The organism is Lactobacillus sp. XV31L, assembly GCF_059900865.1.
This window is the reverse complement of record NZ_JBWXGC010000004.1, coordinates 127084-152500: the sequence shown is the minus strand read 5'-3', so window position 1 is coordinate 152500 and position 25417 is coordinate 127084. Positions and strand designations below refer to the sequence as shown.

Below are 25417 nucleotides of genomic sequence, written 5' to 3'. Positions count from 1 at the left end.
TGCACCTAGCAGGCGTGTACAGGCGCTTTTGAAGCGCTATAAGGTAACTATCCCCATGAAGGTTATTCCGACCGGTGTAGACGTTGCCAGCCTTAAAGAGCCAGCAACTCATGATGTCCGCCGTGAACTTGGAATTGAACCCGAGGCACCGGTACTGTTAACCTTGAGCCGAATTGCTGAAGAAAAGAAAATAAACCGCATTTTAAATGTTATGCCGGAAATTATTGATGTCTTTCCCCAAGCACAATTGGTTATCGCTGGTGATGGACCAGATGTTGAGGTTTTGCAGGAACAAGTTGAGCGGTTGACGGTAGAAGACAATGTGATTTTTACAGGGGATGTTCCGCACAGCGATGTGGGATCCTTCTATCAGATGGCTGACCTCTTTGTTTCTGCCAGTGATACTGAAACACAGGGCTTAACCTACATTGAGGCCTTGGCTGCTGGCACCAAATGCGTTGTTTATGACACGGACTATACCGAAAGCGTTTTTGATGATATTGCCTTGGGTCAGGTATTTACCCGTCCAAGCGAAATGAGGGACCAGATCTTGTTCTATTTGAAACAGGGGCGCCAAGCTATTCCTCAAGATAAGCTTACAAGCAAGCTGGATCAGATTTCTGCACGGCGTTTTGCTAGTGAAGTGCACCAATTTTATGAAGAAGTAATTGCAAATTACCAAGAGAATCCTAAAGAGGAAACAAATGATTAGAATCAACATGTTCTCACAAGCTACTTCTGTTAAGGGCCAAGGTGTAGGCTCAGCATATCAGGAGTTGATTAGTTTACTAAGAACCCACTTGGTAGATGAATTTTATGTAACCAATAACAAGTATGGTGCCAGTGATTTGACCCACTACCACACAATTAATCCGACTTACTTTGCTAATAGCTTTTCGCCGGCTCGTGGTCGTAAAATTGGCTACGTGCACTTTTTGCCGGAAACACTGGAAGGCTCGGTTAAGCTGCCTTCTTATGCCAAGAAAGTCTTCTATCACTATGTCATTGACTTTTATAAGCGGATGGACCAGATAGTTGTAGTTAACCCAATATTCATTGATAAGCTGGTTAAATATGGTATTAAGCGGGAAAAGGTCAAGTATATTCCTAATTTTGTGGCTAAGGATGAGTTCTATCCAGAATGCCAGGAAAAGAAAAATGCCTTTCGGCACCAATTAGGTATCCCGCTGGACAAGTTTGTCGTCTTTGGCGACGGCCAGGTTCAGGCGCGCAAGGGTGTGGATGACTTTGCCCAAATGGCTCAGGCTAACCCCGAAATGCAATTTATCTGGGCTGGTGGCTTTTCCTTTGGCAAAATTACTGACGGTTATGACCACTTCAAGGAGTTGGTTGATAATCCTCCGCAAAATTTACAGTTTACAGGCATCATCGACCGCGAAAAACTGGTTGACTATTTAAACATTGCTGACTTGTTTGTTTTGCCCTCCTACGATGAACTTTTTCCAATGTCAGTCTTGGAAGCCTTCAGTTGCGATACGCCAGTACTGCTCCGGGATCTTGACCTGTATGAAGCCATTATTGATGGCTATTACATGAAGGGGAGCAACTTTGATGAAATGAATGCACAACTATGTCAAGCTGCAGCTAATCCTCGCCTCTTGTCTAAGTACAAGGACTTGTCCAAGCAGGCCAGTAAAAAGTATTCAGAAGATAATCTGGCGCGGATATGGAACGACTTTTACCACGAGCAGTATGAAATTGGACGTGCGCTAGGACAAATTCGCTAATGAATAAAAAACACTTGTGGGGAATTGTTGTTGTATTGCTAATTAGTGGTGGAGTTCTTTATTTTGATCTAAAAGAAACACCAGTCAAGCAGATCGTAAAAGCAGCCCAAAACATTAGTGTCACTGCCTTGGTATTAGTCGTGGGATTAATACTTTTATCATATGTCTTTGAAGCCAGCATACTAGCCGTGTTGGCCCAGCGCAAGAATGAGCCGCAGCGGTCCAACTGGGCTTTTTTGCGTGTCCCGCTAATTCAGGCGCTGTTTAATGCTATTACTCCAATGTCTACAGGGGGACAGCCGTCACAGCTGGCGGCACTAGTGCAAATGGGCATCGAAGGAGGGCGCGCAACGTCGCTTCTGCTGATGAAATTTATCATTTACCAAGTAGTTGTTTTCCTTGCCTACGTGGTGACGATTATTAGTGGCTTCCACATGGTGGCAACCAAGTTTGCTGGTCTGGCATTCTTCATTGCAGTCGGCTTTATAATCCATGTCAGTTCAATTGTCTTTTTATTGGCAATCTTGTTTGCCTATAATTGGACTAAAAAAGCAGCCAACTGGCTGATGGACCAGCTTGAAAAGGTAGTTAAGCCGGCTCGGGTGGAAAAGTGGCGCCAAAACATGCTGGTCAAGATAGATACTTTTTACAGTGAAAGCCAAAAGCTTAAACAAGAGAAAAAGAAGCTACTGCTAAGCGGACTTTTGACAGTTCTGCAGTTGCTGTGTTTTTATTCTGTTCCATATATGATTTTGCTGACTTTGAACGTGCCAGCTGACTGGGCCAGCGTTACCCAAATGAATGTTATGATCATCATGTTTATGTCAATCTTGCCCATACCCGGTGCGTCTGGTGGTGCTGAGTATAGTTTTCAGACGCTCTTTGCCAGTTTTATTTCTTCAAGGGGCAGTTTGGTCTTAGGCATGTTCTTGTGGCGCTTTGTGACCTACTTTTTAGGCATGCTCTTAGGAATTGTTGGCTGGACCATCAAGCCGCGCAAGATGATTAGTCCAGCAAATGATTAATTTTTATTAAAATCACTACGCTTTGGCTCAGTAAAGGGTAATATATTAGCTTAGTGAGAGGAGAATGGGATGACACGGACCAAGTATTTTTTTCAGTGGCTGACTAAAAGCAAGATAGGCTTTTTTACCATTGTTTTAACCTCATTTTGGCTAAAAACATACCTGATATACGTAAGCAAGTTTAATTTAGGTGCGCAAGGGCCGATGCAAAACTTTTTGCTATTGATTAATCCGGTGCCCGCAGGGATGCTACTGCTTGGGATAGGCCTTTTCTTCAAGGGGCGCAAGTCATATTGGATTATTATGATCATTGACTTGGTGCTCAGCTTGTGGCTATTTGCCAATATTTTGTACTACCGCGAATTTTCCAACTTTTTATCGCTGTCGATTATCAAGACCTCAGGGTCTACTGCTGATAACTTGGGTAAAAGCATCGTGGGAATAATCCGCGCTACGGATTTTTTAACTTTTTTAGATATTGCAGTTATCATTGGCTTGTTGTGCACCAAGATAATTAAATATGACTTGCGCCCCTTGAAGTTGAAATTCACCATGCTGGTGGAAGGGCTAGCCCTCACCTTCATTGGAATTAACTTGTTGATGGCGCAAAAAGATCGTTCGGGCCTTTTGACCAGAACCTTTGACAACAGCTATATTGTGAAGTACTTGGGCATTAATGAGTATGCAGTTTATGATGGCTTTAAAACTGCTCAAACTAGTGAACAGATGGCCAAGGCAAATGTTTCTGACTTGCACTCAGTCAAAAAGTATTTAAAGATTAATGCGGTTAAACCCAATCCGCAGTACACAGGCGTTGCCAAGGGCAAGAATGTAATGGTCATTCACCTGGAAAGTTTTCAACAGTTCTTAATTGGCTATAAGTGGAAAGGCAAGGCGGTCACGCCCAACTTGAACAAGCTATATCATTCTAAGCACACGTTAAGCTTTGCCAACTTTTATAACCAAGTAGGCCAAGGCAAGACTTCGGATGCTGAAATGATGTTGGAAAACTCGCTCTATGGCTTGCAATCTGGGTCAGCAATGTCTAGTTATGGCACTTCTAATATCTTTGAAAGTGCTCCGGCGATTTTGCACCAGCAAGGTGGCTACACCACTGCCGTTATGCATGGGGGAGCGGGGTCATTTTGGAACCGCAACAATGCATACAAGCAGTTTGGCTACCAGTACTTTATGCCGCTTTCTTATTATGAAAACAAGCCTAAATACTACATTGGCTATGGACTCAAAGATAAAATTTTCTTTTCCCAGTCAATCAAGTATATTGAGCGTTTGCCACAACCCTTCTACCTGAAGTTAATCACGGTGACCAACCATTACCCTTATGACTTGGACAAGCAAAACCAATCGATTGATCCAACTGATACTGGTGATGAAACTGTGGACGGCTATGTCCAGACTGCACGATACCTGGACCAGGCAGTTGGAGAACTGCTTTCCTGGATGAAGAAGACGGGTCTAGATAAGAATACGCTGCTAGTCTTTTACGGCGACCATTATGGCATTTCTGGCAACCACCATAAGGCTAGTGCAGAGCTGCTCAAGCAGGACGAGTTTACCAACTTTGACAACTTGAAGTTCCAGCGTGTTCCTTTGATGTTCCATATGCCAGGCTTGAAAGGCGGCATTAAAAAAACTTACGGCGGTGAGATTGACGTTTTGCCAACCCTGCTTAACTTGCTTGGCGTTAAAGACCAAGGGGCGATCCAGTTTGGCCATGACTTATTGAGCAAGGATGCACCGCAGCTTGTGGCCCAGCGCAACGGTGACTTTATTACGCCGCAATATGCAAAGGTAGGAAGCACTTACTATGATACGCAGACCGGGCAAGAGATAGTAGATCCAAGCCAAAAGCTGAAGACCAAGTTAGTTGCCTTGTCCAACAAGGTCACTACGCAGCTTTCTTTGTCTGACCGTGTGATTGCGGGCAACCTATTGCGCTTTTATGCACCTAAGTGGTTTAAAAAAGTTGATCCGCATGATTATGACTATAACAGTACCCAAGCGCTGAAAAAGCTATATGAAAAGGACAAGACGTCCTTGTGGTATCAAAACCATCAAAAATCGACGCAGAAGAAGTTTAAGACTGATGCGCCAGAACTAGAAAAATAAAACTCGAATTAAAGCGCATTTTGTGCTAAAATTTATCAGTAATCGTATTTGAATATTGGAGGCAGCGTGTTGTATAACTTATTTATGACGCTACTAATTATTGTTTCAATTTTAATCGTTATTGCGACGATGATGCAGCCGCAAAAGCAGCAAGATGCATTGAATGCCTTGTCTGGCGGAGCAGTGTTTAGTGGTCAAACAAAAAAACGCGGTTTTGAGGCATTTATGGAAAAGGTGACGGCAATCTTGCTGGTTCTCTTTTTCGTTTTTGCAATTGTACTAGCTTATTTGTCTTCAAAATAAGCATAAGTTCCTCCCAATCAAACGATGGAGGGACTTTTTTTATCTTTTTATTAAGGAACGGAGATTAAGTGCATGGCACAAAATGAACATATTTTAGCTAATGTTTTAGAGATCTTTCGCCATCACCCCAAAAAGCAGTACCAAGTAGAGGAAATTGACCGCTTATTGCGGCGTGACCGTCTGGGTAGTTTTTCCGATATGGTTAAAGCACTGGCATTTTTGGAACAAAAAAAGCAGATTATTACTGATGGCAACGGACGTTACCAGTTAGCCCAAGAAAATTCTGAAGTCGAAGGTTCTTTCAAGTCTAACAGTAAGGGCTTTGGCTTTGTCAAATTGGAAGATGAGGATGCAGATGACGTCTTTATTGCCAAAGAAAGTACAGCTTATGCACTAGATGGAGACCAGGTCCAAGTTAGGATAGCTGCTGGCGGCAACCCCTGGAATGGCAAGGGACCAGAAGGCCAAGTTGAAAAAATTATTGAGCATGGCGTTAAGGCATTGGTGGGTGAATTCCACCCAATGACAGATGCACAGGTCAAGGCCAGCCACTTTATTGGCTACGTTATCAGCACCAACAAAAAACTGGTTGACTATCGTGTTTACGTGGGTACGGATGGCTTGCGGCCTCAAAAGGGTGATATCGTTAAAGTTTCTATCAAGGACTACCCTGATAAAAACAATCCAGACTCAATGACTGGTGTGGTTACAAGCGTTGTTGGTAACAAAAATATGCCCGGTGTTGACATCATGGCGATTGTTACCAGCCATGATGTGCGGACTGAGTGGGATGAAGATGCAATGGCCCAAGCCAATGCCATTCCTGACCATGTGACAGAAGAAGAGATGGCTGGGCGCGAAGATATTAGAGACCAACCAGCTGTTACGATTGATGGCGACGACTCTAAAGACTTTGACGACGCCGTTGTCCTGCGTAAACTGCCTAATGGAAACTATCACTTGGGTGTGCACATCGCCGACGTTGCACATTATGTTAAGGAGAACACACCACTGGATCAGGAAGCGTTCACGCGCGGCAATAGTACCTACTTGGTTGATCGGGTAATACCGATGCTGCCATTTCGTCTATCCAATGGTATTTGCTCACTTAATGAACGTGAAGATCGGTTGGTTTTGTCCTGTGAAATGGAGATAACGCCAAGCGGCGAGCGGGTTAACTACCGCATCCACCCTTCAGTTATGCGTTCGCATGGCAGAATGACTTACAACAATGTGAATAAGGTTTTAGATCCAGATAACCATGAGCATTTGGCAGCTAAGTATGTCGAATTGACGCCGATGCTGCAGGACATGGCTGAGCTGCACAACCTGCTTTACCAAAAACGCCACCAGCGTGGGGCAATCGACTTTGAAGAACCAGAAGCAAAAATTATTGTGGATGATCAAGGTAAGCCAACCGATATTGTTTTGCATGACCGGGGAACAGCTGAAAAGATGATTGAATCATTTATGCTGATAGCCAATGAAACGGTTGCTGAAGACTTTTATCGCAAGCACGTACCCTTTCTTTACCGGGTGCACGAGACGCCAGATGGAGAACGCATCAAGAACTTCTTTGAGTTCTGCAGTGCCTTTGGTCTACACCTAACTGCTGACCCTAACCACGTCAAGCCTGCTGACTTGCAAAAGGTAGTGGCACAAACAACAGGTACTCCAGAAGAAGCCGTTGTGCAGATGATGATGCTGCGGAGTTTGAAGCAGGCCCACTACTCAGAGGAGCCATTGGGTCACTTCGGACTTGCTGCCAAGTTTTATACCCACTTCACGTCACCAATCAGGCGTTATTCCGACTTGATGGTGCACCGGATGATTCATGCGTATGGTGACCAAGGAACAGGCAAGAAGGTGCAAGACCACTTTAATAGCTACCTGCCTGACGTTGCAGAGCAGACTTCAACCCAGGAGCGGGTTTCAGTGGACACTGAGCGTGAAGTTAACGACTTAAAGATGACGGAATACATGCAAGACCAAGTTGGTCAGCACTTTGATGCCATTGTTTCTTCGGTAACGAGCTTTGGGATGTTTATTCAACTGCCTAATACGGTAGAGGGACTAATTCATATTTCCAATTTGACTGATGATTTTTACAGTTTTAATGAAAAAAGCATGACTCTGACTGGCCGAGGTACGCATAAGCAATACCGTGTAGGGATGCCAATCAAAGTAACACTGACTAATGCGAATGTTGAACAACATCAGCTAGACTTTGAAATATATGATCCCAATGCACCTAAAAATCCGCATAATAATCGCGGAATGAACAACAAGCGCAGGGGCAACCAGGGCTTCCATAATGACCATGGACACCGTGGTGGTAACCACAACAACTACCACCATAATGGCAACCACCCGCATATTAGCAGATACAAGCATTAGGTTAGAAAAGTGAAGAAAGAAAAGAACGAGAACTTAGTTGCTCAAAACAAGAAGGCCCATCATGATTACTTTGTCAAGGAAACTTTTGAGGCTGGGATTGCATTGACCGGCACTGAGATTAAATCTGTCCGAGCTCGCCGTATTAACTTGCGTGATGGCTACGTCCAGATTATTAATGGTTCTGCTTTTTTAGAAAATGTGCATATCAGTGAATATGAGCAGGGCAACCGATACAATCATGAACCGCTCAGAACGCGCCGCTTGCTGCTACACAAGCGTGAAATACTCCGCCTTGCCAAGCAGCAAGCTGAGCGCGGAATCGCACTTATACCGCTCAAAGTTTACATCAAACATGGCTTTGCCAAGGTATTGATTGGCGTGGGCATGGGCAAGAAGAAGTATGACAAGCGGGAAACAATTAAGAAACGCGATCAAGAGCGTGAGCTTCGTCGCCAATATAAAGTATAAATTCAAGGTTTAATTAGTTTTCTAATTGAACTTTTTTAATGCAAATTATATTATTTTAGTTGCTGAAATTAGCTGTTTATTAGAAGATAGTTACTAGAAGCTGTAAATCGGCCCTTTAAATTGCAAAGTAAGAGATTTTCCATTAATATTATTATCAATATAGGATGATAACCTATATTAAGATAGTTATTATAAAATGTTGCTTCGTGCTATTTATAGTTGCCTATAAAGTACTTGCTTAATCGGCTAGTCTCTTGATATTCAGTTTAGGATCTGAGAATTTAAAATGGAATTTAATGATGTATATGGTCATGAACGGGTGACCCGAAAGTTTACTAGCAGAAAAGTTAACGAAAAGTTACTGGCTAAGATCATCAAGATGGCGCAACAATCCCCATCATTGCTCAATACTCAACCCTGGAAAGTTTACGTGGTAGCGGGTGATGCACTTAGTGACTTAAAAAAGGCAGTGAAAAACGGAATTGATAACAAGATCCAGCCACATGAAGATTTTGATACCATGTTAGCACTTAATTGGGATTCTTATCCTAGTCAGAATATGGCAGCAGTTGGAGCCTCTCAGCCCTACTTTTTCAGGAACAAGATGGATTTATTTACGCAGGCTAACAATACTATGTTTAATGCACAGGATGTGGCTTTTCTAACGATTCCGCGCTCGTCTCCTGCATGGTCAGTCTATGATTTGGGGATTTTCTCACAAAGCATTATGCTTTTGGCGATTAATGAAGGTTTGGCCGTGATGCCAGGCCATTCAATGGTGATGTATCCTGAATTAGTACGCAAGTACGGTCAAATTCCTGATGATGAACTAGTGGGTATGGCAATTGGATTGGGTTATCGTGATAATACAGCTGAAGTAAATGACCCTAAGTTCATTCCAGCTCGGTTGCCCTTTGAAAAAATTTATAAATTAATCAATTAAAAACTCGTTATTCATGCTATGATGAAGTGTAAAGGATTTTCATAAAAGGTGATATAAATTTGAGTACTACCCAAATAGTTACTAATTTAATAGCAACTTTGGCAATTTTTGTATTGGCAGCATTCTTTGTAGCTGCTGAATTTGCGTTGGTGCAGACGAGGTCAAGCCAACTTGAAGAAATGTTGGCCAACAAACCTGGCAATAGGCGCAAATTAACACGCGCTTTGCACATGACCCACAATTTAAACGAATACTTGTCGACAACCCAGGTTGGTACAACGCTTGTGGGAGTTGTACTAGGCTGGTTTTCAGCCGATACTTTTGCTGTGCTCTTTGAGCGGGCTTTAAACATACTGCAACTTAACCATGCACTGCTTCGGTCAGTCAGTGCTATTTTAGGCGTAATCTTGCTGACCTATTTAGAAGTTGTAGTAACAGAAATTGTACCCAAGAATATGGCAATCGATATGCCAGTTAAAATATTGCTGGAAATCGTGACGCCGCTGCAGTTTTTTCATACACTAGTGTATCCCTTTGTTTGGCTTCTTAATGCTAGTTCTAGTAGCCTTCTAAAGTTGTTTGGCTTTGAACCTGCTGAAGAAGAAAATCAGGTTTATTCGCAGTCTGAAATTATTAAGCTGTCGCGCAAGGCCGTTCATGGTGGCTCCCTAGACCAAAATGATCTGACCTACATGAAACGTGCGTTTGAACTTAATGATAAGGTAGCCAAGGATATTATGACTGACCGGACCAGGCTGCTTGTTATCAATTCAACAGACACAATCAAGCAAGCATTAAAATTATACCTGGATGAGGGTTCAAGTCGTCTGCCAGTTGTTCGAGACAACAACAAGGATGACATCGTAGGCTATATTTATGCTTTTGACGTTGTCCAGCAAGATCAAGTTGACGCCAATGTGCCGGTGACTCGAATTATCCGCACGTTGATTACAGTACCAGAATCAATGCCAATTCAGGACATTTTGCACTTAATGATTAAAAAGCACACGCCGATTGTCCTGATTGTGGATGAATACGGTGGCACGAGCGGAATAGTTACTGATAAAGACATTTATGAAGAACTATTTGGTACAGTTAAAGATGAGATTGATGACGTTTCAGATGATTATATAATTAAGGATGCAGATAGCAATATTCGGGTCTCAGGTAAGACCACGCTATATGATTTTGCCCGCTATTTCCACCGCGACTTAAAGAGTTTCCAAAATAGCGACATCATTACCATTGGTGGCTATATGATGGAACACTACCCAGACCTAAAAGAGAACGAAGCGGTAGAATTAGAGGGATTTAAATTCAAACTGGACAGTACTGAGCAGGGATTCATGCGGTGGTTTATTGTTAAACCACCTTTAGGTGAAAAAGACCAGGCTAGTGAATAAAGATACAGGCAAGCAAAAGGGAGTAAACTAAATAACTCCCTTTTTTATTTATTGCTGTCCCGTTGAATGATCTCCGGTTTGACTACGCCAATGCAGCGTAGGTTGCGGTAGTAGCTCATGAAGTCTAACCCGTAACCAACAACGAATTCGTTATCAACCTTGGCTCCGTAATAATCGATGTCAACTTTAGTGGTGCGGTTAGCTTCTTTATTCAATAAAACGCAGCACTTTACGCTCTTAGCACCGCGCCGATTAAGCAAGTCCTTCATATAATTCAAGGTTAGCCCCGTGTCAACGATGTCTTCCACAATCAAGACATCTCGACCTTTAACATCAGTAGCAAGGTCTGAAATAAGTTTGATTTTGCCAGACGATTCAAAGTCATTACCATAGCTGGAGACATCCATAAAGTCAATTTCTTCTTTAACGTCCATTTCGCGCACAAGATCGGTTAAAAAGAAAATGGCGCCTTTGAGGGCCCCAACAATTAATGGATTCTTACCGGCATAATCCATAGTTAATTGCCGGCCCAGTTTCTGGCACATTGCATGGATATCTTCTTCGGTAAACAATTTGTGATCAATAATACTATTAATATCGTCGCTTTTCGGCATAACTCTACCCTTCATTTTAAGTAACTCACAATTCCTAATAATTCCGATTATATCATTTTTTTGGAAAAAAGGGTGGTCGTTTTACACTTTTTAAAGGAAAGGTCCCGGTCAGGGTGGCCCTTAGCCAGCGCAATTAGAAAAGTTGAAAAGAGTTCTGAAAAGAAACCTAAATTAACCATGCATAGACTAAAGTTTTTGCTACAATTAAGAAGTAAGACAATATTCATGTGAAAGGTCAGTAAAATGCAAAAGGAACAAGAAATCAAAATGCTCAAAGCCTTCTCGGATGCAAACGCAACCTCTGGTTTTGAAGAAGAATTCGTTAAGTTGTTTATTGAACAGGTAAAGGACATTTCTGACGTCAAAGTTGATGGGATGCTCAACGTATATGCTGCCAAGAAAGAAAACAAAGATAAGCGGCCAGTAATCCAGCTCGATGCACACTCTGATGCAGTAGGCTTTATAACGCAGGCAGTTCGCCCCAACGGGATGATTAAGTTTGTTCCACTTGGTGGGTGGGTTAAGTACAATATCCCAGCTTTGCGGGTTAAAGTCAGAAATAGAGATGGCGAATATGTGCCAGGCGTTGTGGCAACCAAGCCGCCGCACTTTATGACAGAAGCTGAACGCAATAATGTTCCTGATGTTGCCGAGATGTCGATTGATGTGGGTTCGAGTTCGCGCGCAGAAACTATCAACGACTACCATATTGATACGGGTTGTCCAATCTTTGTGGATGTTAAGTGTGAATACAATGAAAAGTCAGGCTTATTCTTTGGTAAAGACTTTGATGACCGCTTTGGTGCTGCTGCAATGGTAGATGTTTTGGATAAGTTGAAGGGTGAGGAAACTGCACTCAATGTTGTGGGGGCACTTTCAAGTCAAGAAGAAGTGGGCCTGCGCGGAGCCTATGTCACTGCTAGAGCAGTTAAGCCCGACCTGGCAATTGTGCTTGAATCTTGTCCGGCTGATGACACTTTCACTCCGGACTGGCTGTCCCAAACTGGATTAAAAAGGGGACCAATGCTGCGAGACATGGACACCAGCTTTCTGCCTAACCCTAAGTTTCAAGAATATGCCTGTGCGCTAGCGGATAAACACAAGATTCCTTACACCCGGTCTGTTCGTACTGGTGGCGGGCAAGATGGCGCGGCTATTTACTATGAAAATGGTGCGCCAACGATTGTAATTGGTATTCCAGTTCGCTATGAGCATTCACCATATTGCTTCAGTGCATATCATGATTTCAAGGCTTCCGTTGACCTGGCGGTGGCAATTATTCGTGATATGACGCCGCAAAAATTGGCCAGCTTTAGTAGTCTTTGATTTTTAACGCAATAATAAAATTTGCCATAAAGTATGCCAGCCGCTTGTCACTAAGTGTGGTATACTAGAAAAAGTTAAATAATATAAGTCACTAGGGGTGCCACAATTAGCTGAGAAATACCCTCTGAACCTGAACGGGATAATACCTGCGCTAGGGAAGTGTTAATGAAGTAAACGTGTGTACTCCTACTGACTTAGATAGTTAGTGAGGAGTATTTTAATGTTTACAAGATCATCGAAATGGAATGTCAAATCAATCATTTTGATTGCCCTAATTGGCATAATTATGGGTGTGGTTTATACCTACGGCTTCAACTGGGCCTTCAATTTGGTTAAGATGCTGCTATTGCCTACAGGCTTTGCCCCTTTAACAGACACCGTTTTTTCTGGACTGTGGCTATTGGCTGGACCTTTGGCCATGTATTTTGTGCCTACTGCTGGGTCTGGCACAATAGGCGAAGCCCTAGCTGCAATTGTTGAGATGGCAATTGGCGGACAATGGGGTGCAATAACAGTCTTACAGGGCTTTATTCAGGGAGCTACCAATGAAATTGGCTTCTTCCCCAAGAAAGAACGTTACCAGAAGTTTTCTTGGCAAAGCGTTTTGACTGGTGCATTTTTTGCTGGTCTAGGCAGCTTTATCCCAACTTACTTCTTGTATGGCTGGAATAAGTACAGCATGCAGTTGCAAGTGGCAATGTTTATTACCACTATGCTTTCAGCAATTGTTTTTGATGGCGTCTTAGTCAAGTTGATTACTAATTTATTTGACCGCGCACTTAAGCCTAAACTTGACCGCGCTTAAGTAAAAACAGGACAGTAAGAATTAGAAAAAATAATTAAAAAAAGACTGGAGAGTCACGCCAAGGAGCGCTGACTTTTCAGTCTTTTGCGTTTGTAAAAGTTTTTTAGTTTAAACTAAGAAGTACCTTTTCCAACAACTTTCTTATTTAATGTTTTTGCTTAAAACGGAGTGCACCTTAGTGGTTAACATATCAATTGCAACGGAGTTTTCGCCGCCTTCGGGGACAATAATGTCGGCGTAACGCTTGGTGGGTTCAATGAACTGGTGGTACATGGGCTTAACAGTACCCATGTACTGGTCAATGACTGAATCAAGCGAACGACCCCGCTCCTTGATATCACGTTCAAGCCGCCTAATAAACCGAATGTCATCATCAGTATCGACGTAGACCTTGATGTCCATGAGGTTGCGAATGTCTTCACTTGCCAAGACGAGGATGCCTTCAAGAATAATAATGTCAGCCGGATCAATATGAATAGTCTTGTCGCTACGCGTATGGGCCTTAAAGTCGTACACAGGCATTTCAATTGGCTCGTGGCGCAAAAGGGCAGCTAGTTGCTCCTTAAGGAGTGGAATATCAAAGGCATCAGGGTGGTCATAGTTGATGTTCATCCGTACATCCATCGGTATACCAGTATTATCCTTGTAATATGAATCTTGCGTCATAATTAAGACATGTTCGTTTTCACGCATTTGCTTGACAATTTTACGGGCAATCGTCGTTTTACCGCTGCCTGAACCACCAGTAATACCAATCACAACAGGCTTTTCAAGTTTTGACATTTGGACACTCCTTTTTAATCACTAAACATTTTACTTTATTTTAGGGTGAATTACCAACGGTTCAAGAGAAAAGTAGCCGGAAGAGACAATTTATACTAAATTAATTAGGAAATATTAGTCACGTCTTTTTTATGTACTGTATCAACTAAAAGTTGGTCAGAAAATTATTTGGTGGTAAACTTCATGGTAGCTAAGTTTTTATGTATATGCTATTTTACGTATTAATTTTCTAGTAATATGGAGAGAGAGTTTGGAAATAATTAATTTAAAAAAATATTTGACGCCTCTTGAAATTAAAACTGGTAAAAACAAATTAGACGTCAATATTTTTTCTGATATTATCATCAACGAATCGGGCTTTTATAATAGTATTTTCAAAAGAAAAGTAGGAAATTTGCGAAAACGTTTATTTGTGATAAGTAAAAAGGGCAAGGTTATTGCAACAATAAATTCACTGATTCCGCAAGCTGAGATTGTTGATAAAAAAGCAAGAGATGTGGAGAGTGCTGTTGACAAGGATAAAAAAGTAGGGACGATACGTTATGACATAATGCTTACTTGGCCAAATGATGAAGAAAAGCAGCTACTAGTGAAAAATAGAAGCATAACAAACTTGCAAGTTTTACTGCGAAAATCTTTATTTGTTTCAAAATCTCATGAGGTTATACGTTACGAAGAAGATACAATGCTACCAGATTATTTTAGTTTACAGAAGAAATAAAGTCATGGGTTCATATCTATATCAAGAAGCAAAGAAAAAAATTTTAGAGATTATCTCAAGTGGTACCTTTAAACCCAATTCAAAAATATGGAATGAGCGAATCTTTGCTCAGGAATTAGGATATACACGTTCAACAATTAAAAATGCAATTAATTCTCTAGTTGAAGATAATATTTTAGAAAAAAGAAGAGGCGATGGCACATATTTAGTTAATTGGGCCACTAAAAATTCGTTTGAAATAGGTGACGATTCGCCTAATTCATTTACTCAACTGATGAAGATAAATAAGCGTCAAGCGATAGATAAAGTCGAATCCTTTAAAGTAACGTATGATAATAAAGAATTGACTGCCGTTTTTGATAATGGTTGTACTGATTTTTATGAGCTGTATAGAACTCGTATAGTAGATGATAAGGTGGTTGCAATTCAAAAGTCGTATATTCCCTTTGAAAATTTTCAAGATGCGCATCGATATGATTTTAGCAACATGTCATTATATGACTACATGGATTTTAGAAATCATAAACCAGTTAACTTTAAAACTAAAATTGAGGCTAGAGCAATCACAGATAATGAGGTGGTCGCAGAAAATATCAAGTTAGACCGGGCAAAATATACCTATTTACTATATTTAGAATATCGAGGTTTTACTGCAAAAAAAGAAATGGTTGAGTTTACTAAATCGTGGTATAACCCAGACTATATTAGCTATAAAATTAATGTAAAAAGATAAATTGGTTGCAAAATTGGTTGCAAAAAAGGAACTGTTTCAGTAAGCGGTTCCTTTTTGTATTGCATAAAGAAATTATAAGTATTAAATTTATTCTTGTAGGAAATAAAAGGAGGATAAATATCGTGGAGATAGTTTTGGCGAGTCATTCAAACTTGGCTAAGGGGATGTACGATACGCTTTCATTGATTATGGGTAAACAGGATAACGTACATTACATTACGGCTTATCTACAAGATGATAGCAATTTTAGCGACCAATTACGTAAGACAATTGAACCAATTTCTGAACAACAGATTATTTTTTTATCTGATGTCATGGGCGGCTCAGTCAACAACGAATTAGTAGAATTTGTAACCCAAAATCCTAATTACATACTTGTGGCTGGGATGAATTTGCCATTTGTTTTAGAACTTGCAACGTTTGCGAGTTCAAGTTCAGACTTAACCATAAGTGACATCCAAAATAAGCTGGCTGATCTTATTGCTGTAGGAAGACAGGGATTACAAGTAGTTAAACTCAAAGATAGTACTGAAGAAGACGATTTTTAGGAGAAAGAGGTTTTACATTTATGATAGTTATGACAAGGATAGATTATAGACTGTTACATGGCCAGGTTGCCTTTGCGTGGACCAATAATCTATCTGCAAATGCGATTTTGCTGGCAAATGATGAAGTAGCTAACGATACCTTTCGCAAGAAAACATTTCAACTAGCTAAACCAGACAATGCAAAATTAATATTTAAAACGATTGATGATTCTGCTAAAGCTATAGCTAGTGGAGTGACAGACAAGTATCGCGTTTTTATTGTTGTTGAAACAATTAATGATGCGTATCGTTTGGCCCAGCTTGTTCCAGAAATAAAATTAATTGATTTGGGCTTGGCTAGTGAAAAAGAAAACGCTCAGAACATTGCAAAATCAGTATATGTAACTCAAAAAGATATTGAGCAATTAACAGAACTTGAGCAAAAGGGCGTTAAGGTTCTGGTTAAACAAGCTCCTGGAGACCCAGATACTGAATTTTCTTCATTGATTAAATAAGGAGTAAATCATGGCTATACAAATTTTGGGAATATTTCTAGTTTCTTTGATTGCTAATATGCAAGATTTTTTGGGCTCATCATTTTTGGGACGGCCAATTGTAACCTGTCTATTTATCGGCTTGATTTTTGGTGATGTTCACCAGGGATTGATAATCGGAGCGACACTCGAATTAGCCTTTTTGGGTTTGATGGGTGTTGGAGCCACTGTTCCTCCAGATGAAATTATAGGAGGCATCTTAGCTACAGCTTTAGCCTTAAAGAATGGTTATGGGGTAAGTGTAGCATTAACTTTAGTGCTTCCAATTGCCACTTTAGGCTTATTAGTAAAGAATTTGCTATATGTGGTGATTTTTCCAGCTATGGCTCATAAAGCTGATAAATACGCGGACCAAGGCGAGGTTATTAAAGCTGGCAATATGCACATTTGGGCTTCACTTGCGCGTGTTTTGTTAATGGCATTAGTTACCACTATTTCATTTGCTTTAGGGAGTAACCTGGTTAGCGAGTTTGTTAAGCTGATTCCTCAAGCTTTAATTGATGGAATTACAGTTGCAACAGAAATTTTGCCAGCTGTTGGGTTTGCAATGTTAATTAATATGACCTTTTCCAAAAAAGTGGCACCTTTTTTCTTTATTGGGTTCATGTGTGCAGCTTATTTAAAACTTGATATGATTGCCGCTTCAATTGTTGGTGCAATCTTTGCCGGAATTATGTATTTGATAATGACAGAGATTCATAACAATGCTGGAAATGGTTCAACGCCAACAAGGGAGGTTCAAGAAGATGACTTTTAGCTCAAAAGAGAACAATGATAAAAAGCTTACTAAAAAAGATTTGAAGGGTATTTTTTGGCGTAGTATGCCAATGGAAGGCTCATTTAATTATGAGCGTATGATGAGCATGGGATTTGCTTACACGATGTCGGGGATCATCAATAAGCTTTATAGCAAAAAAGAAGATAGAAAAGAGGCAATTAAAAGACATCTTGAATTCTTTAATTGTACTTCGGCCACGTCACCCTTCATTGCTGGTGTGTTAGCATCGATGGAGGAAAAAAACGCAAGTGATCCAAATTTTGATCCTAGTGCAATCAATTCTATGAAAACTGGATTGATGGGACCACTTTCAGGAATCGGTGATTCTATTTTTTGGGGAAGTTTGAGAATCATTGCTAGTGGTGTAGGAATTTCTTTAGCACAAAAAGGAAGTATACTTGGACCAATTCTATTCATCTTAATTTACAATATTCCCAACCTGCTGGTTAGGTACTATGGGACGATGTGGGGCTACGAATTGGGTACCACATTTGTGGACAAGATGGCAGATGGGTTAATGAATTCAATTACCTACGCAATTAACATTCTGGGTAACACAGTAATTGGAGCCATGGTAGCCTCAATGGTTGTTATTAATATCCCGGTACAGCTCAGCGGTGGCAAGAATCCTGAGACGATTCAATCCTTACTGAATTCGATTATGCCAGATATGCTACCACTAGCTATTACCTTCTTGATTGCTTGGCTACTGAAAAAGAAACATGTCAAAATGATGTGGATTCTACTAGCTATTTTGGCAATTAGTATACTTGGCACTTTTTGTGGCTTCTTGAAGCCTTAATTTTTAGGAGAAAACAATGTACTTTGATAAAAATGAATTCTTAAATAATTATAATTCTGCAGTAGCTGAATTAGATCATGTTGATGAAATTCTGTTAAAATTGAAAGAAAAAAATATTAAGAATATTTTCTTTACTGGTTGTGGTGGTTCCTATACTAAGTTTGTAAACTTGAGGCCATTAATGTTTAAGCGTTTGAATATTCCTTTTATGATTACAACGCCAGAAGAACTTGATGACTTATACTATGAAGATATAAGTGAAAACTCCTTAATTCTAGCTGGAACAAAAACTGGAGAAACAGAGGAATTAGTGTCTGCACTTGCGCAAATTAGACGAACTGTTCCAGATTGTATAATTGGTAGTTTTGTAGGTGATGATAATAGTAGCCTAGAAAAGAAAAATTTGCTTGATTTCCGAATTAAGTCATTTGATACTGACGCAAATTTAGTTGAACTTGGCTGGTTTTTGAATAATTTTGGTAAAACGAAAAGCAAGAGCAGCTTAGCAGATAAAAAAGAACAGCTTTCAGAAATTGGCTTTAAAATAGCAGCAGGAATTGAAGAGCTTGTTCCGGTAGCCTTGAACCATGTTAATAATACTAATATCAAAGAAACACAAATGTGGATTGGTTCTGGAACAGTGTGGGGCGAAGTTTGCTGCTTTGCAAACTACTTGTTAGAAGAAATTCAGCACATTAAGGCACAGGCTACCAATTCTGGAGAATTTTTCCACGGACCATTTGAAATTGTTGATAATACTCAAAGTGTTAGTGTTGTAGTCAATAGCAAAGAAAACAGGCAAGAAGATCTGCGAGTCGTTGAATTTGTTAAACAGTTCGCCAAAGATCCCTTAATAATTGATTTGAAGACATTTGATTTAGATGCATTTGATGATGATCTAAGAGTGTTTACAGAAGCATATGCACTTAATCATTACTTTGATACCTTGTTTAACATGTATTCTGTAAAAACAGGTAGGTCAGCTAAAACAAGGCGTTATTACCGACTATTGAATTATTAGCTTGCAAAAAAACCAAAAGTCTCTGAAGTGGAACTGGCTCTTTCTTGATAAAAGGTGTTATAATATAATTAAATATTTGAAAACGCTTTATTGTATCAACTTAATCGATTAAGAAGGCAATCAAAATGGCAAACTTTTTTACGAGTAGTGCTTTCTATCTAACCGCTGCCTGTGTGTTTGTGGCTCTTGGGCTATTACAGGTAAGAAATAGCATAATCTATAGTAAAGGTATTCTGAAAAATGGTACAGACAACGGTTTTGCACCTATGGCAATGTGGTTTTCAGCGGTCTTTGGCGTAGGACTGGTGCTAACAGGGATCCTCTCTTGTCTAATCGGTCTTGGCAAGGTCGTTCTTTAATCTTATGAGTCAGCTTTAAAAGGCTGGCTTTTTGTATGCAAAGGCAAAAATTGGACTAGACAATAATTAAGTATTTTTTAGAAAGCGCTACCGTAATAAGTGCTATAATAAATTCTATAAGTATTATAAATTATTAAAGGAGCAGATTACTATGGTAAAACAAACAATTATGCTGAATTGCAGCGCTGGAATGAGTACTTCACTATTGGTCACCAAGATGCAAAAGGCGGCTGAAGAAGAGGGCATTGATGCCAAAATTTTTGCAGTTCCTGCTGCAGAAGCTGACAGTCACATTGAACAAGATGATTTAGACTGTATTTTGCTTGGGCCACAAGTCCGCTACATGGAAAATGACTTTAAGAACAAGGTCAAGGGCCAGGGTCAAGACGGCAAAGATATTCCCTTGGGCGTAATTGATATGCGTGCTTATGGAATGATGGACGGCAAGAAGGTCTTACAGCAGGCTGAAGACCTGATTAACGGTTAATTAGGAGGTTAAGATGGCAGAAAAAGAAGAAGAAACCTTGCAAGCTGCAATGGGACTAATTGCTAATGGTGGCAATGCCAAGAGCCTTGCCTTTGAAGCAATTCGTTGCGCCAAAGCTGGTGACATCGAAGGTGCCCGGGCAAAGCTCAAAGAAGCTGATGAGTCGTTGACTGATGCCCACAATTCGCAAACAGGTATGTTGACTAAGGAAGCCCAAGGTGACCACACCAAGGTCACCCTGCTAGTGGTTCATTCACAAGATCACTTGATGAATGCAATTACCTTCCGGGACCTGGCTGGTGAAATGGTTGACCTGTATGAGAAACTATACAAGACTGGTACCTTGAAAAAATAAATTGTGAACAAGCAGAAGTACACGCTTTTACTTGAAGTTAAGTTTTTCATAATTGAAAAGGATTGATAGATCAACGTTTAACCGTTATTCATCAATCCTTTTTGTTTGTGTAATATGACCAAGTCTAAATCGGCACCATTGGAAGAAATTACCTTTTGGTACCAGAAGAAGGAGTCCTTACGAGACCGCTTTAGAGTTCCGGTGCCAGCATCGTTCTTGTCAACATAGATAAAGCCATATCGCTTGTCCATTTGTCCAGTACCAGCAGAAACAAGGTCAATTGGTCCCCAAGGCAGGTAGCCCATCAGGTTAACGCCGTCAAGTTCAACGGCCTTTTCCATTTCAGAAATATGCTTTCTCAAGTAGTCAACCCGGTAGTCATCATGAATGCTGCCGTCTTCTTCTACCTTGTCATAGGCACCAAGTCCGTTTTCAACGATAAACAGAGGTTTATGGTAGCGGTAAGTCAAGTGATTGAGGGCTACTCTTAAGCCAACTGGATCAATTTCCCAACCCCAGTCGCTGCGTTCAAGAGTTGGGTTGGGTGCAACTGCCTTAGACAAGTCAGTCAGCTTATCTGCTTCCACCATCTGGGCAGAAACAGTAGTAGTTTGGTAGTAGCTAAAGGCGACATAATCAACTGTTCCTCCTTCTAAAATAATCCGGTCTTCATCAGTAATATCAGGTCGGAACCCTTTACGGTTGATGTATGCCTCAACTTCCTTAGGATATTTGCCCAAAACATGAACATCTGAGAACCAGTCACGCCGTTGTTCATACTTATCAGCTAAAAGCACGTCCGCAGAAGAAGGTGTGAGCGGACGAACAGGGGAATAGTTAATCATGCAGCCAATTTGAAAGTCGGGGTTAATTTTATGACCAACTTTAACTGCTAAGGCAGATGCCACTAGTTCATAGTGGGCTGCTTGGTACATAGCAGCTTCTTTCTCTTAGTTAGACAATCCCTTTAAGATAATGCCGGAATTGGTAGCCATCAAGAAGTCATTATTGTAGGCAGCTTGGTTGTCAATTTCGTTAAAGGTCATCCAGTACTTGACCTTATTTTGGTAGCGTTTGAAACAAACCGTGGCAAAGCGAATAAAGTAATCAATCAGCTTGCGATTAGTAAAGCCATTATATTGCTTCACTAAATGGTAGGGAATTTCAAAATGAGAAAGAGTAATTACGGGCTCAATGCCATAGTGGTGGCAGGTGTCAAACAAGTCATCGTAAAACTTCAAGCCCGCTTCATTAGGTTCTGCTTCATCACCATTAGGGAAGATCCCGTCCAGGCAATCGAAGTTCTAAAGGCCTTAAAACCCATTTCGGCCATCAGTTTAATATCTTCTTGATAGTGGTGGTAAAAATCAATTGCAGAATGGTTGGGGTAGTTTTTCCCAGGTATTACGCCATCAGTGATCTCACGTGGTTGAGTGGCTGAGCCAACTGTCATCACGTCGGCAACGGATACTCCCTTGCCATCGATGTCCCAGGCACCTTCTAATTGGTGAGCAGCGACGGTCCCGCCCCATAAAAAGCCCTTAGGCATTTTTGCAGAATACATTTTATGCTCCTTTTCTAATATAGTTGTTAGCGTTATTAACTTATAGTTTATACTTATTAGAAACCAATCAGCAAGCTAACAAAAATATTTTTTGATAATAAAAACAGTTATAATGGTGATAGGTAATTAATAAGATCTTCATCATTACAAGGGATTAAAATGTCTAAAGCAAAATCATTTAAGCAAAAGTATGAAAGAAATAGGGACAAAGAAAGTATTAAATATCTTTATTTCAGTCGATATATAATGATTCGCTACATCGTAACAATTTTCTTGTTTGCCAACTTATTCTGGCTCTTAATTTTAATCCAATATCAAAAATGGATTGGTGTAATAGTAGCTGGAATAATGACGCTGTAGTAGGAATAGTTGCAATTGAACAGCTAACTAAGATGCATAATCGTAAGTCAGATCTGCCGCTTGCACGTGTTTATTTTAAGATTCAACTGGTCTTTAATATTGTACTTACTATTTGTTCGTTGCTTCCAGTAAAACAAGAATTACTTCCTTTTATCACAAATACCCAAACTAAGTATCTACTCTGGAGTATGTTTTTAATAGGTATAGTCTTGTGCTGCTTATGTTTATCAAGGATAAAACGCATTGGAAAAAATAGAGATAGATACATAAAAGTAATTTCAACATTCAGGGATAAAAATAGCGCTTTCAATTTTGGAATAAATATATTAGAATATGGTAAATCTTTTAAAGGGTTACATGGATATATTTTTATTTTTAAAGGAGTTTGACAGATGAGTGAAGAAAGTACTAGATCATTTAAAGATCGAATAGGAGCTGCGGCTGGTAAGTTTGCTAGTACAAGATTTGTACGTGCAATTATGGACGCTGGTTATAGTGTTATTTCATTTTCGATTGTAGGATCGTTTTTCTTGATTTTAACTGTCTTACCACAGGTAATTAATGTACCTAGTTTTGTAAGCTTTTATGCGTCAACGTTTGGACGGTTTACTAACTTATTCCAATCTGTTTACAATGCCACAATGGGAATTATTGCCTTGGTTTTTGCAGGCACTTTTGCATATTCGTATACGAAAATTTACCAAGAAGAAGAACATATTAACCTAGTACCAATGAATGGCTTAATGATGTTTTTGATGGGTTTCTTCATCACAGTTGCAGAATTGGTATGGAAAAATGGTCATGTTGAGTTTGTCCAGACCTTTACCAAAGCTAAGATGGTTGCTGGTGGTTATGAAGCTTCGACTAATGGTATTTATCGAATTGGTGCTGTGGGAATTTTTGTTGGCTTAGTAATTGCCTGGCTGACAGTTCAGGTATATCGTTATACTGTTAAACACAACTGGCAGATAAAATGCCTTCTTCAGTACCATCTGGAGTAGCCAATTCATTTAGTGCTTTGATTCCAGCAGTTTGTGTTGCGGTTTTGGTTGCATCTATTAATATTGCATTGGTCCTGGCGGGCACGGACTTGTTTAATCTTTTATTTATTCCGTTTTCCTTTATTAGCGATATTGCTGATACGTGGTGGGGATTTCTAGTTATTGTATTTCTGATTCACTTTTTGTGGTGGTTTGGCATTCATGGAGCAACCATTATTAGCTCGTTTTATTCACCCATTGTGCTAGCTAACATGAATACCAATATTCAAGGTGCTCATCATGTTTTTGCAGGTGAGATTTTGAATGCCTTTATTACTATTGGTGGTTCTGGAGCAACCTTAGGACTCGCAATTTGGCTAGTTGCGAGAGCAAGATCAGCACAACTCAAGGAATTAGGAAAGGTTGAAATTGTTCCTGCATTTTTTAATATTAATGAGCCAATTCTCTTTGGATTACCAATTGTTTATAATATTGACTTGATGATTCCGTTTGTTTTAGCACCAATGGCTTCAAGTATTGTGACATACTTGGCTATTATTTTGCACATTGTACCAGTAATCAGAGCACAGCAACCTTGGCCAACTCCAGTTGGATTAGGTGGTCTTATTGCAACAACCAGTTGGAAGGGTGGCGTGTTGGCCATTGTTTCAGCTCTGGTAGCCTTCCTGGTGTGGTATCCATTCATCAAGCACTATGATAATACGCTCTTAAAACAGGAAAAAGAAGGAGCTGCCACTAAATAGTTTTTTAACTGATTGTATAGAAATATAAATAAGTGATGAATTTAAAAATCTAAATCTTGGAAAATCATGTGCCTTCCTGCTATGATGAATTGTGAAGAAGTTATTTTAGTGGAGGCATTTAAATGAAATATCCCAAAACAAAAGAAGTATTAAACCAATTAGTTGCAGATCTAACCCAGATGCACATGATTGTTCACCAACATCACTGGTATATGCGCGGCAACCGCTTTTTAAAGTTGCACCCATATTTAGACAAGGTAATGGATGAATTAGCTGACCAACTTGATCAGGTGTCAGAACGTTTGATTACTCTGGATGGCTCACCTGTTTCAACCTTAAGTGAAATTGCAGCCAAGACCAAGATCAAAGATGAAAAGGCAAACTGGAATGAAACGATCGATGAGCGTTATGGCAAAATCATCGCTGGTTACCATTACTTGGACCAACTCTATGAAAAGGGCATCAAGGTCAGTGATAAAGAGGGCGACTACTCAACTAATGACATGTTGACCGGTTTCCACACTGATGTGGAGAAGCGAATCTGGATGATGTCAGGTGAAATCAACAAGGCTCCTGAAATTGATCCTGAATAAGGAATAGCAAAATATTTTTTGAAGGCAGTGCACAACACTGTCTTTTTTCTTGCTTCATTAAAAGTTGATTTTTGCTATAATAAAATTAATTTACAAGTTACGGATAAATAGTGAAAAGAGAGCAAATAGATGGACCAAAAAGAACAAGACGAATTAAAAAAACAGGCTGCAGTTAAAGCAGCCAGTTTAGTTAAGCCAAAAATGAAATTAGGAGTCGGCACGGGTTCAACTGTGTCCTTCTTAATCGATGAATTAGGCAGGCGCAAAAAAGAAGAGGGGCTAAAGCTAGGTGCGATTGTTACAACGTCTAGCAGAAGCAAGGAACAGTTACAATCTTGGGGATTTGAAGTTGATGACCTAGCTGCAATTGACCAGCTCGATTTGACAATTGATGGTGCCGACCGTTTTGCTGCCAACTTTGATGGAATCAAGGGCGGCGGCGGCGCGTTAACTATGGAAAAGAACGTGGCAGTCAATTCCCGACGGGTAATGTGGATTGTTGATGAATCCAAGTTAGTTGACCGCTTGGGCGGCTTTGCCTTGCCAGTTGAAGTCTTACCGATTTCATGTGAACAGAATTTTCGGCGCTTTCAAGAAGAAGGACTCAACCCTGCATGGCGCCAAGCTGGTGGCAAACGCTTTGTTACGCACTATGGTAATTATATTATTGATCTGCATGTTGACCCGATTCCTGTGCCAAGGGGGTTGGCAGACTTTCTTGATCATACGGTTGGTGTTGTCGAACATGGGCTTTTTCTTGATATGTGCGATGAGGTGATTATTGCTCACGCTAACGGTGAAATCGAAGACCGAAGTAAAAACTAATACTGGGATAAAGCAAGCACGCAGTGGCTGAATCGGGCTACTATATCCT

At 40.3% G+C, this 25417-nt stretch carries 26 protein-coding genes, 2 pseudogenes and 1 riboswitch (1 of these 29 cut by a window edge); of the genes and pseudogenes, 25 read left to right on the top strand and 3 right to left on the bottom strand.

Annotation, left to right across the window (positions count from 1 at the left end):
- From AC2JF7_RS04145 to AC2JF7_RS04105, 9 genes are all read left to right on the top strand, one after another.
- Nucleotides 1-712: the 3' portion of a glycosyltransferase family 4 protein gene (locus tag AC2JF7_RS04145; RefSeq protein ID WP_500727376.1), read on the top strand. Its footprint begins 461 nt before the window's first position; only the last 712 of its 1173 coding nucleotides appear in the window; its start codon lies beyond the left edge, outside the window; it ends in the stop codon at nt 710-712.
- Nucleotides 705-1748: a glycosyltransferase family 4 protein gene (locus tag AC2JF7_RS04140; RefSeq protein ID WP_500727374.1), complete on the top strand. Its 1044-nt coding sequence runs from the start codon at nt 705-707 to the stop codon at nt 1746-1748. The genes AC2JF7_RS04145 and AC2JF7_RS04140 overlap by 8 nt, the downstream gene beginning before the upstream one ends.
- Complete coding sequence (locus AC2JF7_RS04135; protein WP_500727372.1) at nt 1748-2773, top strand: lysylphosphatidylglycerol synthase transmembrane domain-containing protein; 1026 nt, start codon at nt 1748-1750, stop codon at nt 2771-2773. The genes AC2JF7_RS04140 and AC2JF7_RS04135 overlap by 1 nt, the downstream gene beginning before the upstream one ends.
- A gap of 69 nt (nt 2774-2842) precedes the next feature.
- Nucleotides 2843-4903, top strand: coding sequence for an LTA synthase family protein (locus tag AC2JF7_RS04130; RefSeq protein ID WP_500727370.1), 2061 nt, complete (start codon nt 2843-2845; stop codon nt 4901-4903).
- A 69-nt stretch (nt 4904-4972) separates the two neighbouring features.
- Nucleotides 4973-5206 carry a preprotein translocase subunit SecG gene (gene secG, locus AC2JF7_RS04125; RefSeq protein ID WP_500727368.1) on the top strand — a complete coding sequence of 78 codons (234 nt, stop codon included), beginning with the start codon at nt 4973-4975 and terminating at the stop codon, nt 5204-5206.
- Nucleotides 5207-5278: 72 nt separating this feature from the next.
- Nucleotides 5279-7603, top strand: coding sequence for a ribonuclease R (gene rnr / locus AC2JF7_RS04120; protein ID WP_500727366.1), 2325 nt, complete (start codon nt 5279-5281; stop codon nt 7601-7603).
- Nucleotides 7604-7612: 9 nt separating this feature from the next.
- Nucleotides 7613-8071, top strand: coding sequence for an SsrA-binding protein SmpB (gene smpB / locus AC2JF7_RS04115; protein WP_500727364.1), 459 nt, complete (start codon nt 7613-7615; stop codon nt 8069-8071).
- Between the two features lie 286 nt (nt 8072-8357).
- Complete coding sequence (locus AC2JF7_RS04110) at nt 8358-9014, top strand: nitroreductase (RefSeq protein WP_500727361.1); 657 nt, start codon at nt 8358-8360, stop codon at nt 9012-9014.
- Between the two features lie 59 nt (nt 9015-9073).
- Nucleotides 9074-10417: a hemolysin family protein gene (locus AC2JF7_RS04105; protein WP_500727359.1), complete on the top strand. Its 1344-nt coding sequence runs from the start codon at nt 9074-9076 to the stop codon at nt 10415-10417.
- A gap of 44 nt (nt 10418-10461) precedes the next feature.
- On the opposite strand, the gene hpt is transcribed toward AC2JF7_RS04105, so the two are convergent.
- The gene (hpt, locus tag AC2JF7_RS04100) at nt 10462-11031 is read right to left on the bottom strand and encodes a hypoxanthine phosphoribosyltransferase (RefSeq protein WP_500727393.1); all 570 of its coding nucleotides are present in this window, start codon (nt 11029-11031) and stop codon (nt 10462-10464) included.
- A gap of 243 nt (nt 11032-11274) precedes the next feature.
- Here hpt and AC2JF7_RS04095 point away from each other — a divergent pair, with 243 nt between their 5' ends.
- Nucleotides 11275-12357 (top strand): M42 family metallopeptidase, encoded by a 1083-nt coding sequence (locus AC2JF7_RS04095; protein ID WP_500727357.1) that lies wholly within the window; start codon nt 11275-11277, stop codon nt 12355-12357.
- Nucleotides 12358-12440: 83 nt separating this feature from the next.
- A riboswitch (TPP riboswitch) is annotated at nt 12441-12532 on the top strand.
- A 45-nt stretch (nt 12533-12577) separates the two neighbouring features.
- Nucleotides 12578-13162, top strand: coding sequence for an ECF transporter S component (locus AC2JF7_RS04090; protein ID WP_500727355.1), 585 nt, complete (start codon nt 12578-12580; stop codon nt 13160-13162).
- 141 nt (nt 13163-13303) lie between these two features.
- On the opposite strand, the gene udk is transcribed toward AC2JF7_RS04090, so the two are convergent.
- The gene (gene udk, locus AC2JF7_RS04085; protein ID WP_500727354.1) at nt 13304-13945 is read right to left on the bottom strand and encodes a uridine kinase; all 642 of its coding nucleotides are present in this window, start codon (nt 13943-13945) and stop codon (nt 13304-13306) included.
- 250 nt (nt 13946-14195) lie between these two features.
- Here udk and AC2JF7_RS04080 point away from each other — a divergent pair, with 250 nt between their 5' ends.
- The 10 genes from AC2JF7_RS04080 (at nt 14196) to AC2JF7_RS04035 (ending at nt 20282) form a co-directional block, all read left to right on the top strand.
- Entirely contained in the window at nt 14196-14666 is a 471-nt protein-coding gene (locus AC2JF7_RS04080) for a hypothetical protein (RefSeq protein ID WP_500727352.1), read from the top strand.
- Nucleotides 14667-14670: 4 nt separating this feature from the next.
- Nucleotides 14671-15399 (top strand): GntR family transcriptional regulator, encoded by a 729-nt coding sequence (locus AC2JF7_RS04075; RefSeq protein ID WP_500727350.1) that lies wholly within the window; start codon nt 14671-14673, stop codon nt 15397-15399.
- A gap of 122 nt (nt 15400-15521) precedes the next feature.
- Nucleotides 15522-15947: a PTS sugar transporter subunit IIA gene (locus tag AC2JF7_RS04070; protein ID WP_500727348.1), complete on the top strand. Its 426-nt coding sequence runs from the start codon at nt 15522-15524 to the stop codon at nt 15945-15947.
- 20 nt (nt 15948-15967) lie between these two features.
- Nucleotides 15968-16441, top strand: a complete 474-nt coding sequence (locus tag AC2JF7_RS04065; protein ID WP_500727346.1) for a PTS sugar transporter subunit IIB — start codon at nt 15968-15970, stop codon at nt 16439-16441.
- 10 nt (nt 16442-16451) lie between these two features.
- On the top strand, nt 16452-17237 hold the full coding sequence (locus AC2JF7_RS04060; protein ID WP_500727345.1) for a PTS mannose/fructose/sorbose/N-acetylgalactosamine transporter subunit IIC: 786 nt from the start codon (nt 16452-16454) through the stop codon (nt 17235-17237).
- Nucleotides 17227-18060, top strand: a complete 834-nt coding sequence (locus AC2JF7_RS04055; protein ID WP_500727343.1) for a PTS system mannose/fructose/sorbose family transporter subunit IID — start codon at nt 17227-17229, stop codon at nt 18058-18060. Before AC2JF7_RS04060 ends, AC2JF7_RS04055 begins: the two co-directional genes overlap by 11 nt.
- Nucleotides 18061-18076: 16 nt before the next feature.
- A complete protein-coding gene (locus AC2JF7_RS04050; protein WP_500727341.1) occupies nt 18077-19081 on the top strand; it encodes an SIS domain-containing protein in 1005 nt (334 codons plus the stop codon).
- Between the two features lie 125 nt (nt 19082-19206).
- Nucleotides 19207-19440 (top strand): hypothetical protein, encoded by a 234-nt coding sequence (locus AC2JF7_RS04045; protein WP_500727339.1) that lies wholly within the window; start codon nt 19207-19209, stop codon nt 19438-19440.
- A gap of 151 nt (nt 19441-19591) precedes the next feature.
- A complete protein-coding gene (locus AC2JF7_RS04040; protein WP_500727337.1) occupies nt 19592-19927 on the top strand; it encodes a PTS sugar transporter subunit IIB in 336 nt (111 codons plus the stop codon).
- A gap of 13 nt (nt 19928-19940) precedes the next feature.
- Nucleotides 19941-20282 carry a PTS sugar transporter subunit IIA gene (locus AC2JF7_RS04035; protein WP_500727335.1) on the top strand — a complete coding sequence of 114 codons (342 nt, stop codon included), beginning with the start codon at nt 19941-19943 and terminating at the stop codon, nt 20280-20282.
- Between the two features lie 77 nt (nt 20283-20359).
- Here the strand turns inward: AC2JF7_RS04035 and AC2JF7_RS04030 are convergent.
- Nucleotides 20360-21846 (bottom strand): annotated as a pseudogene (locus tag AC2JF7_RS04030) (6-phospho-beta-glucosidase).
- 320 nt (nt 21847-22166) lie between these two features.
- On the opposite strand from AC2JF7_RS04030, the gene AC2JF7_RS04025 reads away from it, so the two are divergent.
- The 4 genes and pseudogenes from AC2JF7_RS04025 to rpiA all read left to right on the top strand — a co-directional run bounded on the left by AC2JF7_RS04025 (nt 22167) and on the right by rpiA (nt 25368).
- Entirely contained in the window at nt 22167-22595 is a 429-nt protein-coding gene (locus tag AC2JF7_RS04025) for a hypothetical protein (RefSeq protein ID WP_500727333.1), read from the top strand.
- Between the two features lie 3 nt (nt 22596-22598).
- Nucleotides 22599-23950, top strand: a pseudogene (gene celB / locus AC2JF7_RS04020) (PTS cellobiose transporter subunit IIC).
- Between the two features lie 122 nt (nt 23951-24072).
- Nucleotides 24073-24543 (top strand): Dps family protein, encoded by a 471-nt coding sequence (locus AC2JF7_RS04015; protein ID WP_500727331.1) that lies wholly within the window; start codon nt 24073-24075, stop codon nt 24541-24543.
- A gap of 129 nt (nt 24544-24672) precedes the next feature.
- Nucleotides 24673-25368: a ribose-5-phosphate isomerase RpiA gene (gene rpiA, locus AC2JF7_RS04010; protein WP_500727329.1), complete on the top strand. Its 696-nt coding sequence runs from the start codon at nt 24673-24675 to the stop codon at nt 25366-25368.
- Nucleotides 25369-25417 lie beyond the last annotated feature (49 nt).

Bases quoted from the DNA above. Each gene is read 5' to 3' on its own strand.
- AC2JF7_RS04140 (WP_500727374.1), top strand. From the start codon at position 705: ATGATTAGAATCAACATGTTCTCACAAGCTACTTCTGTTAAGGGCCAA.
- rpiA (WP_500727329.1), top strand. From the start codon at position 24,673: ATGGACCAAAAAGAACAAGACGAATTAAAAAAACAGGCTGCAGTTAAA.
- AC2JF7_RS04095 (WP_500727357.1), top strand. From the start codon at position 11,275: ATGCAAAAGGAACAAGAAATCAAAATGCTCAAAGCCTTCTCGGATGCA.
- AC2JF7_RS04055 (WP_500727343.1), top strand. From the start codon at position 17,227: ATGACTTTTAGCTCAAAAGAGAACAATGATAAAAAGCTTACTAAAAAA.
- hpt (WP_500727393.1), bottom strand. From the start codon at position 11,031: ATGCCGAAAAGCGACGATATTAATAGTATTATTGATCACAAATTGTTT.
- rnr (WP_500727366.1), top strand. From the start codon at position 5,279: ATGGCACAAAATGAACATATTTTAGCTAATGTTTTAGAGATCTTTCGC.
- AC2JF7_RS04110 (WP_500727361.1), top strand. From the start codon at position 8,358: ATGGAATTTAATGATGTATATGGTCATGAACGGGTGACCCGAAAGTTT.
- AC2JF7_RS04060 (WP_500727345.1), top strand. From the start codon at position 16,452: ATGGCTATACAAATTTTGGGAATATTTCTAGTTTCTTTGATTGCTAAT.
- AC2JF7_RS04040 (WP_500727337.1), top strand. From the start codon at position 19,592: ATGGTAAAACAAACAATTATGCTGAATTGCAGCGCTGGAATGAGTACT.
- AC2JF7_RS04035 (WP_500727335.1), top strand. From the start codon at position 19,941: ATGGCAGAAAAAGAAGAAGAAACCTTGCAAGCTGCAATGGGACTAATT.
- AC2JF7_RS04050 (WP_500727341.1), top strand. From the start codon at position 18,077: ATGTACTTTGATAAAAATGAATTCTTAAATAATTATAATTCTGCAGTA.
- AC2JF7_RS04065 (WP_500727346.1), top strand. From the start codon at position 15,968: ATGATAGTTATGACAAGGATAGATTATAGACTGTTACATGGCCAGGTT.
- AC2JF7_RS04045 (WP_500727339.1), top strand. From the start codon at position 19,207: ATGGCAAACTTTTTTACGAGTAGTGCTTTCTATCTAACCGCTGCCTGT.
- AC2JF7_RS04130 (WP_500727370.1), top strand. From the start codon at position 2,843: ATGACACGGACCAAGTATTTTTTTCAGTGGCTGACTAAAAGCAAGATA.
- AC2JF7_RS04135 (WP_500727372.1), top strand. From the start codon at position 1,748: ATGAATAAAAAACACTTGTGGGGAATTGTTGTTGTATTGCTAATTAGT.
- AC2JF7_RS04015 (WP_500727331.1), top strand. From the start codon at position 24,073: ATGAAATATCCCAAAACAAAAGAAGTATTAAACCAATTAGTTGCAGAT.
- udk (WP_500727354.1), bottom strand. From the start codon at position 13,945: ATGTCAAAACTTGAAAAGCCTGTTGTGATTGGTATTACTGGTGGTTCA.
- AC2JF7_RS04025 (WP_500727333.1), top strand. From the start codon at position 22,167: ATGGATTGGTGTAATAGTAGCTGGAATAATGACGCTGTAGTAGGAATA.
- AC2JF7_RS04075 (WP_500727350.1), top strand. From the start codon at position 14,671: ATGGGTTCATATCTATATCAAGAAGCAAAGAAAAAAATTTTAGAGATT.
- AC2JF7_RS04090 (WP_500727355.1), top strand. From the start codon at position 12,578: ATGTTTACAAGATCATCGAAATGGAATGTCAAATCAATCATTTTGATT.